Source organism: Xanthobacter sp. BG11Y11_SDJG (genome assembly GCF_057364445.1).
In genome coordinates this window covers 1-12,024 of record NZ_JBNFNU010000103.1, presented here as the reverse complement: position 1 = coordinate 12,024, position 12,024 = coordinate 1, and the positions used below count along the sequence as shown (strand labels likewise).

Sequence of the window (12,024 nt, the reverse complement as noted above, 5' to 3'; positions counted from 1 at the left end):
CGCCTCGTGCTCCTTCAGCACCGAGATGATCTGCTCCTCGCTGAAACGGCTGCGCCGCATGGTCCTTCTCCTGATCGAAGGACCCAACTTATCCGTGGCAGGAACTCAGGGGAGCACGTCACAGGCCATGGCAGCAGTGTCAGCGGCGGGGCGCTCAGGCCCCGGCCGGCTGCTGGCTTGCGGGGGCGGCCGGCAGCTCGATCCCCCAGCGCGAGGCGGCGTACTGGGCTTCGAGGCTCTCCGGCTTGGCGAACACCCACCCTTTGTCGAGGAGGCTCTTGGCGGTCAGCTCGTTCCCCTTCATGCCCAGATAGGCCAGGAACGCTCCCTGGATGCCGAGGCCGATGAAGGCGCCCATGGGGTTTTGCTCGGTGGCGCTGTTGGAGAGCATCGAGCTGGCGATGTTTACCGCCACCATGAGGGCGCCCAGCAGATAGAGCCGGCGCAGGAACAGCGGGATGCCGAGGAAGGCGGAGAACAGGAACAACACCCAGCTCCAGCCGACCTTCACCTGCCTCAGCTCGCCCGTACGTGGATTCTTCAGAACGACCTTCATGTGATCCCCCAGCGTGTGGAAATGAATACGGGTCAGCGGGACGCGGCGCGCGGCAGGATGCCGTCCTTGAGGAGGACGCCCGTCGATCCATCGGAGAGCGTCACGGGCACCAGTTCGGCCCGGCCTTCCCCCTGCGGCGTGACGAGGGCGATGGGTGCGGTCCAGGTGACCGTCTCGCCCTGGGCCACCTGGCGGCAGTCGCCGGCGGAGATGAAGGCGTCGCGGACCTGCCGCCGGCTTGGCCCCGGCCGTTGCGAGAGAACCACCGCCATCTGCTGCGGGGTTCGGCAGAACAGGGTGGCGGAGAGGACGGGACAGGCGAGACCTTCCCTGCAATCTGTCCCCCCTGTTGCCGGGGCCGGCACAGGCGCATTCGTTGCGACAGCGGGCCGATCCTTTCTCAGACGGGTCAGCGCGCGGTCGATCTCCAGGCGTTCCGCCTTGGCTTGATCAAGATCGGCCTGGGCCTGGCTCATGCCGGCGATCCCCCGAGAGGGCGGCCTGCGGGTTGAGAGGATTGCGAAGGAAGGCACCCTGGCGGCTCGCCATCTGCCCTTGAAGCCGGCTGATGGTGCGATCGAGCTCGGCCCGGCAGTTCACCAGCTGCCGGATCTGCGCTTGGCGTGCCGCCTCTTGCCGTGAGGTGTCATTGGGAAGGCTCCCGGTCGCAGCAGACGGATATCCCGTTTGAGGCATGGCTCGGGGAGCCGGCACCGGCGGCAGGGGTCTTGCGCGGCTCTCCTCCTCCCGTCGCAACGCGGCCTGCCGTTCCTCCTCTTCCTTCTGCCTGCGTTCTACCTGCCGCGCCTCGTCCTCGGCGCGAAGCCTCTCCTCTTGGGCCCGCTTTTCCTCCTCGGCGCGCTGCTCCTCGGCCTTCTTGCGCTCTTGCTGTTCGAGATAGGTCCGCGCCGCCTCGTCCTCCACAACCGTCAAAGCGGCATCGGCCTTGGCGTAAGCCGCCTCATCCTTTATGGCCTGAATGCCATCTCGCTACCGGACGGGCTTGGCAGACACCCCCAGATCGGCCGGCAAGGCGATCCCGCGCTCTTCCAGCCGCCTGACCCGATCGGTCAGGAGCTTAAGGCGAACGGCGGCCTCCGCGACCTTCGGGTCCGCGATCTCAGCTTGGGACAGCCATTCGGCGGCATATTCCCGGCGCATATGTCGGGCCAGTTCGTCGAGCTGCCGATCCATGGAGAGGCTGTCATCCATGGCGTCCCGGAACAGAATGAGCTGCACGAAGCACCGCTCCGCCGCCGAGGCGGGTGTCCCGAAGAGGATGTTAGAATCGTTTGCGCCCTTGAGCTTCGGCATCCTGTCGATAGCGACCTGGGCCGGCGTCTCCGGCTTCGGCGGCGCGAGGACCAGGGCATAGGCACACGCCCCGCCTGCCGCCTTCAACAGCCGTGCATCGATCACTCTGATGCCCCCGGCGGCCAGCACGATGGCCCCGGTCCAGATACCCTGCGCATCAAGTGCACTCAGAGCATCCGGCAGCACGTACTTCTGCTCGAAGATGCGATCCTTGTAGCCGAACTCGACGCTGCGCTGGGCGGCGGAAGGCACAGGAGAAAGGGCAATCAGACCGAGAGTGCCGACGGTCGCATTATGGAAAAGTGATTTGCGTTTCATCGTTGCGATTGCGCACATAATGGACAACTATTAAGATACATTTTGTTCGTAGACGGCACAAGGGGTGCCATGAACATTTTGTTCACATGGACCTGTTTGCAGCCAATCTTCGAGCCCGTGCCGCGGCGCTCAATCTCTCCAACGCCGAAGCCGCCCGCCGGGCCGGTCTGAACGAGCGCCGCTATTTCCATTATGTGAGCGGGGCGAGGGAGCCGGACTTGGCGACGCTGGTGAAGATATCGAAGGCGCTGGGCACCACGCCCGACGCGCTGCTCGGCGTGAAGCGCGACCCTGATGATCTTGCCGAGCCGACGGAGCGATCGAAGCTGATCGACCGGATGGTGTCGGCGGTGAACAATCTGGGCGACTACGAACTGGCGATCGCCGTCCTGCAGGTGGAGGTGATCCTGCGCCTCCAGAACGAGAAGCAGGCGGCCGAGAAGGCCGCAGGCGAATAGACCGAAAATCTCACTCGCAAAGATCGGCCTTGCGCGCGTGAGCGCTCTGGATGTATCTAGACAATATCAGACAGAAGAGGATTCGAACCTCTTCTGCAATTTCGCGCGTAGGCACAGATGTAGGCGCGAAGGTTTTCCACAATAAAATTTAACTATATTTCACATCGGCTTATTGTATTAGTTCGATGCCGCCCCTGGCACCATTTTCCCATCCAGACTGATCTGAAAATGTCCAATATCGCTTTAAGATTAAAGCGATAGGCGCTCTTGGCGCCTGGCTCGATCCCGTGGCGTCCGCTTGTATCCTGTAGGCCTGTAGTCAAGCTTGCAGGCGTCGTGATGCCTACACCTGATGGCCGCCGCGGCTCCGATTGCCGCTCTCCCCGGAGCAGAGGGAGACCATCTCCGGATGATAGACGCCCTCACCAGCGCTGTCCGTTCCGAGCAGAGGCATAGCGCTATTGAAATCTATGGCTCTAGAGATTTCTCAAGTTGAGCTCGCGCAATAATGGCAAGAGCTCGTCTCGCGCAAGCTGGCGGTGCCGTCGCGCAGCTTCGGCTGCATCCGTAGCGGTTCCATTTCGGATTGCCGCTGTGATCTCGGCATGGTCCCGCGCAGAACGTACTGGCGGCGGGCGCAAGTGAAGGGTGAAAAGCCGCACGCGATGCAGCTGATCTGTAACGGTGCCGACCATGCGTCGAAGGCGCTCGTTCTCGCAGCGGTCCGCAAGTAGGCCATGAAAGGCCATGTCTGCCCGCGCCCATGCCGTTCGGTTGCCTGCTGAAAGCGCGGATTCCATCTCGGCCGTATGCAGCTCGAGACTTTGTGCAATCGATGCGCGTTGGGCTTTGGGCTGTTCGGCGATGCGTTCGGCGGCGGCCCCTTCAAGGCCGATGATGACGTCGTAAATGTCGTGAATGTCATCCGGGGAGAGGGCCAGCACGAGAATGCCGCGCTTCGGAAGAATGCGGACAAATCCTTCTTCCTGAAGCCGCGCGACGGCCTCGTGGACCGGCGTCCGGCTCATTCCCAGCTGAGATGCGATTTCCATCTCTCCGAGCTGATGACCCGGCCGATACGTGTTTTCCATTATTGCCCGCTTGATCGCCTCGTAGGCGACCTCGGCGAGGTTCGACTTCGTCACCGGCGGGACACCTTGGGCACCCAATTTGAGATTCTGCACACTCTTCTCCCGACTGCCGTGCCGCCAGCACATGTAGGGCGCCCAGCGTTCCTTGCGCCGAGTTTGTACTGGATCGGATAGGGGATGAAGGCCCGGTTCATCTCAATTCAGCCCGCGCGCACAATGCCTCTTGACATCACGACACTTCCGCAAAGAATGCAATCTTGCATGGAACAATAAATTTATCAGGGGAGGTGTGAATGTCGCTCAGAGCCTTCAAGGCTGCGGCCAGTGCGCTTGCGGTGTGGGTGTCGATCGGCGGTGCGGCTTGGGCGCAGGCAGGCTACCCGGATCGTCCGATCAGCGTTGTGGTTCCCGCCGCCGCGGGCGGGCCGAGCGATACCGTTGCCCGGCTCGTTGCCCAGTCGATGTCGTCGACGCTCGGGCAGCAGGTGGTCATCGAGAACAAGGGCGGCGCAGGCGGCTCACTCGGGGCCGCCGCGGTGGCGAAGGCTGCGCCCGACGGGTATTCGCTCCTGCTCTACCACATTGGAGTCGCGACCTTCGCGGCGCTCTATCCGAATCTCCCCTACAAGCCTGAGGAGTTTTCTCCCGTGGGCTTGGTCACGGAGGTGCCGATGGTCCTCGTCGGCCGCTCGGACCTGAAGGCGGCGAGCATCCAGGACCTTCTGGCGCAGATGAAGGACGGAAAAACCGAGTTCACCGTCGGCACGGCCGGCGTCGGAGCGGTGTCCCATCTGTGCGCGCTGATGCTGGAAAAGGCCACGGGAGCGAAGTTCGTCGAGATTGCCTACAAGGGCTCGGGCCGGCGATGCTCGATCTGGTCGGCAAGCGCATCGACCTGATGTGCGACCAAACCACCAATACCACCAACCAGATCAAGGCCGGCGATATCAAGGCCTATGCGGTGACCACCCGCGATCGCGTGGCCGTGCTCCCGAACGTGCCGACCCTTGACCAGAGCGGCTTGAAGGGCTTCGACCTGTCCGCCTGGCATGCCCTCTGGGCGCCGAAGGGAACGCCGGAAGACGTGCGCCTGAAGCTTTCCGCGGCGCTCAAGGTGGCCCTGAAGGACCCTGCCGTCATCGAGCGCTTCGCCGCGCTGGGTACTGCCCCGGTGCCACCCGACCTGGCGACGCCGGCGGCGCTCGACAAGCTGTTCAAGTCCGAGATCAGCCGGCTGGGCGGCTTGCTCGCTGGCGTGTCCGCGAAATAGCACGGCATCGCCGGGGTCCATCATGAGCTCCAGGATCGCGCTGGGGCTGAGATCAAGGGAAGCCGGCGCAGCGGCGCCTGCTTCATCTGCACTGGAGTTTTGGAGACACGTCGATGAAGTCCTACAAGATTGCCGCCATTCCCGGCGACGGAATTGGCGGCGAGGTGATTTCCGCCGGCATCGAAGTCCTGCAAGCGCTGGCAGCCCGCGATGGCGGGTTCTCCTTTGAGATCGACCATTTCGATTGGGGGGGCGAATACTACAAAAAGCACGGCCGCATGATGCCGGACAACGGCCGTGACCTCATCCGCCACCACGACGCGATCCTCTTCGGCTCCGCCGGCCACCCGGAAATCCCCGACCATGTCACCTTGTGGGGGTTGCGGCTCGCCATCTGCCAACCCTTCGACCAATACGCGAATGTTCGGCCCACGCGGATCCTGCCCGGCATCTCCTCGCCTCTGCGGGGCGTGAAGGACAAGGAGCTGGATTGGGTCATCGTCCGCGAGAACTCCGAGGGCGAGTATGCGGGCGTGGGCGGCCGCGTTCACCAAGGCCATCCCATTGAGGTGGCGACCGATGTCGCCATGTTCACCCGCGCCGGGGTCGCGCGCATCATCCGCTTCGCCTTCCGCCTCGCGCAATCGCGCCCGCGCAAGCTGCTGACCGTGGTCACCAAGTCCAACGCCCAGCGCCATGCCATGGTGATGTGGGACGAGGTCGCCACCGAAGTCGCCGCTGAATTTCCGGATGTGACCTGGGACAAGATGCTGGTCGACGCCATGACGGTGCGCATGGTGATGAAGCCCGAGAGCCTCGACACCATCGTCGCGACCAATCTGCACGCCGACATCCTGTCCGACTTGGCGGCGGCGCTTGCCGGTTCGCTCGGGATCGCTCCGACCGCGAATCTCAATCCTGAGCGCACGTATCCGTCGATGTTCGAGCCGATCCACGGGTCCGCGTTCGATATCACGGGCAAGGGGGTGGCAAATCCGGTGGGCACATTCTGGTCGTCGGTGATGATGCTCGAACATCTCGGCGAGACGGCTGCCGCCAGGAACCTGATGACGGCGGTGGAGCGCGTGACGAGTGACCCTCGCTTCCACACCCCCGACCTCGGCGGATCGGCCCGCACCGCGGATGTGACTGCGGCCGTCATTGATGTGATCGCCGGCGCCAATCAATGAGCGAACGCCGCCCTCGCGCAACGGGCTCCTCGCGCGAAGCCGAGTGAATCAGCTGCGGGAAACAAAAAAAGTGGGCCAACTTGGCCCACTTTCCTGCCCGTCAATGCGGACATTTATGAAGCTACATTTAGCCGTACTTCATACATGATTTTGTATTGCTTAAATTTCGTCCCTAAACGCTGCCTTTCTTTACAAGGCAATGGTTTGAGGGCGCACGACGGTGCTCCGTCCGTCATGACGTGACGTGGACGTTCACCACCATTTCCCGGAAGGCGCCGCCGTCGCCGATGAAGCTGCCCTGCACCGGAATGGCCTGGCGGATGTCGCGCACCACCGCCACCGGGATCAGATTGAACCCGCCCATGCTGCGATTGGTGGGATCGAACGGAATCCAGCCTGCGCCGGGCACGAACACCTCGGCCCAAGCATGGGTCGAGCCGGCGCCCTGAGAGCCTATGAACGTCCCGGCGGGATTGTAGAGATAGCCGGACACGATCCGTGCGCCGAAGCCGAGGCTGCGGACGGCTTCCACGAACAGCACCGCGAAATCGCGGCAGGAGCCCCATCCGCGGTCGAGGGTTTGCGTCGGTGATTGCGTGCCTTCCGCATCCCGGCTCTGATAGCCGATCCGTTGGGAGACCCCGGCGCTCAGATCCTTGAGCAAGGAGAGGGTATCGGTGGCCGTGCCGCGGACGAAACCCAGTGCCCAGCTCCGCAGGTGCCCGCCGGCATCGGGAAACTGGGGCGTGGCCAGTGCGCCGAGATCGGTCCATTCGTCGGCCGAATAGCTGAACGGAAAGGACACGGCGGAACCCGCAATGGCAAAGATCGGCCACGGCACGGCATCGAGCTGCAGCTGTGTCGCGCTGGCGATTTCCAGATGATCTGCGGTGATGGTAAGGTCGCCGTGGCCACCGCATTGCCGAAAACATCCTGAGCCCAGTTCACGCTTGCATCGGGGATCAGCGTGACGTGGTTCGACACCAGCCGCAGGTCGCGGCTTTCACGGGGGCGGAGCAGGAGCCGGTGAGGCCCGAACGACACCGGCCGGTTGAAGCGATAGGTGGTGGTGTGGCGGATGTTGAGAAGGATCGAAGGCGCTCCTTAAGCTCGGCCACGTCCGGCGTCCCGACAGGGGCGCGGACCGCAGCGGCAGGTCTCCTGATCCCTGGGTGGGGCCGCAATCTCCGTTCGCGCCGGGGGGCGCGCCGCAGCGCCGGGCATCCACAGGACGCGCGCTCATTTAGCACAAAGCGGACCGAATGCGGTGCCCAATCGAGAAATATAAATATTGTTTGCTAAAATCGCGATTGTGGAGCATCTTCAGCCAGTCGATAGAAAGCCTGATCCTTTGGCTCCGCGCAAAATTTTGTGTCTGCGCCTATCCAGAAATTCTCGCCTGAAAATGCGATTTCGACGCCCGGCCACTGGCTGGGGAGCTAAATATTAAGATCGAAAGGGTTTCCCATGACTGAGGGAACCGTCAAGTGGTTCAACGCCCAGAAGGGCTTTGGATTCATCGTCCCCGATGCGGGCGGCAGCGACGCCTTCGTCCACATCAGCGCCGTGGAGCGCGCCGGCCTCGGCCAGCTGCGCGAAGGCCAGAAGGTGGGCTTCGAGCTCGTCTCCGACCGCAAGAGCGGCAAGATGTCCGCGGACATGCTCAAGGACCTGAGCTGACCTGATCGGCCGGCATCCCGAGCCCCTCGGGAATGCCGGCCCTGCGCCTCGTTCCATATGCTGACCGCGGATGTACCGGCAGCGCCAGGAGCGATGCGCCACCCTTTGCCCTGCAGAGCGCCTTGCGACCGTGGAGGTCGCGAGGCGTTTTTCGTCGCTCTCGCAGGATCTCACGACGCGCCTAGAGGAGACGGCCATGGCCAAAGGACAGATGCGCAGCAACCGCGAAACCAAGAAGCCGAAGAAAATCAAGGTGCCTGAAGCGCCGACGCCGTTCGCGAAAGGGACGCCGGTAACCATCGGCCCGCCCAAGAAGAAAGGCTGAAGGGCGGCGATGAACGTGCGAACCGGTGACGCCACCATCACGTTCGATCACGCCTTTCACCTCTGCGCAGCAGAAGCCGACCTGCCCGCCGGACCCTGCCGGGGGGCACAGACGCGGCGCAGCTTCCATAGCGTCTCCCTATCGCCGGCCGCCCATGGCAACACCCCGGCAGAGGCCCGCCATCGCCGTGCTCCCGGGGCGAAGCGAGCGCCAGGCGGCGATGCTGCCAAACCTGACGTCGCTTGGGCGCAGGATCGGCCGCAGTCCGCGCTGGAGCGCGAGGCCCTGGAAGCGGCCGCGGTCCCTTAGACGGACGTGCCCCTGGCAGGCACAGGCGGTTCCGATCCGGGCCGGAGGCAGGGGGGCCGCCTCAGTCGCTCTCCAGCCCCATCTCGTACAGAGCGGCGCCGGGCGTCGAGAGCGGCGCCGAGAGGGTCGACTTCAGGGCGGCGGCATAGAACAGCGGCGGGGCCATGCTGCGCGCGAGGTCGACCACCCTGGACTGCAATTCGGCCACCTTCTGCGGATGGCGCGCCGACAGGTCCGTGGTCTCGGAAGGATCGGCCTCGAGGTCGAACAATTCGGCCTTCGGCGGCAGAACGACATGCCACACCAGCTTCCACTTGCCGTCGCGCACGGCGCCCTGGGTGGGCTCGACATTGTAGACCACCTGGTCGCGCCCGGCCTGGCCGAGGGCGAGGCTCGGCCAGATGTCCCGGCCGTCCAGCGGCTTGGTCCGCTCGAGCCTCGCACCGGCGAGCTTCGCCAGCGTCGGCAGCATGTCCACCACATGCATGACGCCGGTCGCCTCGCCGGCCTGGATGCGGCCCGGCCAATTGGCGAGGCCGACCACGCGCGTGCCGCCTTCGTAGAGCGTGCCCTTGCCCTCGCGATAGGGCGTGTTGTTGGGCGGCAGCTCGCCCGACACGGCGCCCTCGCCGGCGAACATCCGGTTGCGGGTGCCGCCATTGTCGGAATGGAACACGCTCAGCGTGTCCGCGCGCATGCCGCGCGCCTCGAGCGCCGCGATCACCTTCCCGATCTGCGCGTCCATGGCCGTGATCATGGCGGCATAGGCGCGCCGGGCGGGATCCGGGATCGCCGCATACATGTCGAGATAACGCTGCGGCGCCTGATAGGGCGTGTGCGGGGCGGTGAAGGCGAGATAGAGGAAGAGCGGCACCTTCGGATCGTGCCCGCCGATCAGCCGGACCGCCTCGGCGCCGAACAGATCGGTGTCGTAGCCCTCTTCCTTGACCAGTTCGTTGTCACGATACCAGTCGGTGACGCCGTGCGCCTCGTGCTTGAAGTGGTCGATCTCGCCGACCAGCGGGCCGTAGAAGCTGTCGAAGCCGCGCTGGCGCGGCCAGTATTTGCGGTCGGCATGGCCGAGATGCCACTTGCCCACCAGCGCCGTGCGGTAGCCGGCCTCCTTCAGCGCCTGGGGCAGCAGGAATTCGTCGGTCGCCAGCCCGTAATCCGCGCCCGAAGGGATGACGCCGGTCTGCAGGCCGTAGCGCAGCGGGTAGCGCCCCGTCATCAGCGCCGCCCGGGTCGGCGTGCACATGGGCTGGGTGTAGAACTGGCCGAACCGCGCGCCCTGCGCCGCCAGACGGTCGAGGTTGGGGGTGCGGATGTCCGAGCCGTGGAAGCCGACATCGGCGAAGCCGAGATCGTCGGCCATGATGTAGAGCATATGCGGGCGCGGCGCGTCCGCCGCCCGCGCGCCCTTCGCCAGCAGCGACAGGCCGGCGATGGCGGCGACAAATCCCGCGCCGCCCGCCAGAATGTCGCGCCGGGTTGGCTCGGGCGGGGCGGCGGCAGTGAGCGTATCTGTCATGACGTCCTCGTGGGGATCGCGACCCGCCGGACGCAGCGGAAACCGATGTGCGCCGCGGCGGTGTCCAGGGTCTGGGGTTGTCGGGCCGCCGGGCGGTAGCGCCGGCAATAATTTGGGGCGCACAGATGCGAGCCGCCCTTCAGCACCTTGCGGGGGGAAGCGGCACCGGGCGCATGCGGATCGAGGCTGCCGGCTTCCGGTCCGCCGCGCGGGTTGCGGGGGATGCAGCAGGGCTTGCCGGCGGGTTCCGGGTGGCGCGGGCGATACCAGTCGTCGGTCCACTCCCAGGCATTGCCGATCATGTCGAACAGGCCGAAGCCATTGGGCGGGAAGGCGGTGACCGACGAGGTGCCGACATGGCCGTCTGCGGCGAGGTTTTCCATCGGAAAGCGCCCCTGCCAGGTGTTGGCGCGGTGCACGCCGCCGGGTGCCAGTTCCTCGCCCCAGGCATAATCGGTGCCATCCAGGCCGCCGCGGGCGGCGAATTCCCATTCCGCCTCGCTGGGCAGCGCCTTGCCGCTCCATTGCGCATAGGCGAGCGCGTCCGCGTGACAGACCTGGACCACCGGATGGTCCATCCGCGCGTCGATCGCGCTGCCGGGTCCCTGCGGGTGGCGCCAGTCGGCGCCCGGCACGAAGCGCCACCAGCGCGTCCAGTCCTGCGCGTCGCCCTCGTCCGCGGGCGGCACGAAGACCAGCGCCCCGGGCACCAGCAGGCGGGGATCGGCCCCGGGATAGTCGTCCGGCCGCGGCGGGCGCTCGGCCATCGTGACGTAGCCGGTGGCGGCGACGAAGCGGGCGAAGTCGAGGTTGGTGACGGGAGCAAGGTCGATGAAGAAGCCATCCACCGTGACAAGGTGGGCCGGACCTTCCTCGGGATAATGGCGGTCGGACCCCATGAGGAAGCGGCCGCCCGAGATCCAGATCATGCCGTCGGCGGCATGGGAGCCGGGGTCAGGCGGGACAGCCGCCGCACCGTGCGCGCGCATCTCTTCTTCACTTCCACGCCTGATCTAAAGCGGCTGATCGTCCGGGCGGCGCTGGGCTGTGTCGATCCCAAGGAGCCATAGCCAGATGCCGCGGCGCTCCTCAATTGCCATTTCGCGCCAGCATGGCGTCGCGCCATCGGGCGGGCGATGCGCCCTCCCAGCGGCGAAAGGCGCGCACGAAATGGGCCGGATCGCGATAGCCGAGCAGCCGGCCGATCGATCCCACCGAAAGCATCCGATCGAGAAGGTAGCGCCGCGCCTGCGCCCGCCGCCACGCGTCCACCCGACCCTCGAAGGACGTCCCGAGCCCGGCCAACTGGCGCTGCAGGCTGCGCGGCGACACGCCGAGGCTGCGCGCCGTGTCGACCAGCGACAGGCGTCCCGACAGGGCGGCGGCGGCCATGATCAGCTCGAGCGTCTCGATCAACCCATCCGCGTCGCGCAGATCTCTTGCGAGGGGCGCGGGCGCACCGTCCCGCGCCGGCGGCGGTACGGTGCCGAACAGCACGCTGGGCCGGTCGAGCCAGGCTGCGTCGAAGCTCAGGGCGATGCCGATGCCATTGCCGAAGGAGAGTCCGGCGCCGAGCTTATCCTCGTAATCGCGGGCCGGCAGGCGCGCCCGGTGCGGCAGCCGGACGTGCAGGTCGCCGCCGGCCTCGCCGACGACCGCCCGAAGCACGGCCACCATGAATCCGGCGACCCCCTCATTGAGCACGCCGGCGTGGCCGGCATCGCTGTCCGCAAAGGAATGGCGCCAGCTGGCCGGCCGTCGCGCTCGTCGAGAGCGATATGCACGCCGCCCTGCAGCGAGGGCATGTGGCGGGCCTGCGCCTGCAGGCACTCGCGCAGCGTCCGACCCCGAGCAAAGCGTGCCCGCTGGGGCCGAGCCGCAGCGGATTTGCCCCGGCGGCAAGATCGAGCCCGATACCGGGGCGCGCCGGTCCGCCGCGAGAACTCTTCCAGCAGGGTGGCGACCTGCGCCCGCGCCACCCG

General features: G+C 65.8%; 12 protein-coding genes and 2 pseudogenes. 5 read left to right on the top strand and 9 right to left on the bottom strand.

All coding sequences use genetic code 11. The features are described 5' to 3' along the window. Nucleotides 1-154: 154 nt before the first annotated feature. Genes AC2W7M_RS10915 through AC2W7M_RS10900 form a run of 4 tightly spaced genes read right to left on the bottom strand, consistent with a single transcriptional unit; the run spans nt 155 to nt 2,188 of the window. Nucleotides 155-556, bottom strand: a complete 402-nt coding sequence (locus AC2W7M_RS10915) for a hypothetical protein (protein WP_486132377.1) — start codon at nt 554-556, stop codon at nt 155-157. A gap of 32 nt (nt 557-588) precedes the next feature. Beyond that, on the bottom strand, nt 589-1,032 hold the full coding sequence (locus AC2W7M_RS10910; protein WP_486132375.1) for a hypothetical protein: 444 nt from the start codon (nt 1,030-1,032) through the stop codon (nt 589-591). Then, entirely contained in the window at nt 1,007-1,489 is a 483-nt protein-coding gene (locus AC2W7M_RS10905) for a hypothetical protein (protein WP_486132373.1), read from the bottom strand. The genes AC2W7M_RS10910 and AC2W7M_RS10905 overlap by 26 nt, the downstream gene beginning before the upstream one ends. Nucleotides 1,490-1,546: 57 nt before the next feature. After that, entirely contained in the window at nt 1,547-2,188 is a 642-nt protein-coding gene (locus AC2W7M_RS10900) for a hypothetical protein (protein WP_486132371.1), read from the bottom strand. Nucleotides 2,189-2,274: 86 nt separating this feature from the next. Between AC2W7M_RS10900 and AC2W7M_RS10895 the strand changes: the two genes are divergently transcribed. Further along, nucleotides 2,275-2,646 (top strand): helix-turn-helix domain-containing protein, encoded by a 372-nt coding sequence (locus AC2W7M_RS10895; RefSeq protein WP_486132369.1) that lies wholly within the window; start codon nt 2,275-2,277, stop codon nt 2,644-2,646. 476 nt (nt 2,647-3,122) lie between these two features. On the opposite strand, the gene AC2W7M_RS10890 is transcribed toward AC2W7M_RS10895, so the two are convergent. Further along, nucleotides 3,123-3,830, bottom strand: coding sequence for a GntR family transcriptional regulator (locus AC2W7M_RS10890; RefSeq protein ID WP_486132367.1), 708 nt, complete (start codon nt 3,828-3,830; stop codon nt 3,123-3,125). Nucleotides 3,831-4,030: 200 nt separating this feature from the next. Here AC2W7M_RS10890 and AC2W7M_RS10885 point away from each other — a divergent pair. Both AC2W7M_RS10885 and AC2W7M_RS10880 read left to right on the top strand, forming a co-directional pair. Next, nucleotides 4,031-5,007: pseudogene (locus tag AC2W7M_RS10885) on the top strand (tripartite tricarboxylate transporter substrate-binding protein). A gap of 113 nt (nt 5,008-5,120) precedes the next feature. Then, nucleotides 5,121-6,197 carry a tartrate dehydrogenase gene (locus AC2W7M_RS10880; RefSeq protein ID WP_486132365.1) on the top strand — a complete coding sequence of 359 codons (1,077 nt, stop codon included), beginning with the start codon at nt 5,121-5,123 and terminating at the stop codon, nt 6,195-6,197. A 232-nt stretch (nt 6,198-6,429) separates the two neighbouring features. Here the strand turns inward: AC2W7M_RS10880 and AC2W7M_RS10875 are convergent. Next, nucleotides 6,430-7,241, bottom strand: a pseudogene (locus AC2W7M_RS10875) (transglutaminase family protein). Nucleotides 7,242-7,664: 423 nt separating this feature from the next. Here AC2W7M_RS10875 and AC2W7M_RS10870 point away from each other — a divergent pair. Continuing rightward, nucleotides 7,665-7,877: a cold-shock protein gene (locus AC2W7M_RS10870; RefSeq protein WP_486132363.1), complete on the top strand. Its 213-nt coding sequence runs from the start codon at nt 7,665-7,667 to the stop codon at nt 7,875-7,877. 196 nt (nt 7,878-8,073) lie between these two features. Then, nucleotides 8,074-8,202 (top strand): hypothetical protein, encoded by a 129-nt coding sequence (locus tag AC2W7M_RS10865; protein ID WP_486132361.1) that lies wholly within the window; start codon nt 8,074-8,076, stop codon nt 8,200-8,202. A 370-nt stretch (nt 8,203-8,572) separates the two neighbouring features. On the opposite strand, the gene AC2W7M_RS10860 is transcribed toward AC2W7M_RS10865, so the two are convergent. From AC2W7M_RS10860 to AC2W7M_RS10850, 3 genes are all read right to left on the bottom strand, one after another. Next, nucleotides 8,573-10,042: an arylsulfatase B gene (locus AC2W7M_RS10860; RefSeq protein ID WP_486132359.1), complete on the bottom strand. Its 1,470-nt coding sequence runs from the start codon at nt 10,040-10,042 to the stop codon at nt 8,573-8,575. Continuing rightward, nucleotides 10,039-11,031 carry a formylglycine-generating enzyme family protein gene (locus tag AC2W7M_RS10855; RefSeq protein WP_486132357.1) on the bottom strand — a complete coding sequence of 331 codons (993 nt, stop codon included), beginning with the start codon at nt 11,029-11,031 and terminating at the stop codon, nt 10,039-10,041. The genes AC2W7M_RS10860 and AC2W7M_RS10855 overlap by 4 nt, the downstream gene beginning before the upstream one ends. Nucleotides 11,032-11,131: 100 nt before the next feature. Next, nucleotides 11,132-11,719, bottom strand: a complete 588-nt coding sequence (locus AC2W7M_RS10850; protein WP_486132355.1) for a helix-turn-helix transcriptional regulator — start codon at nt 11,717-11,719, stop codon at nt 11,132-11,134. Between the last annotated feature and the right edge of the window lie 305 nt (nt 11,720-12,024).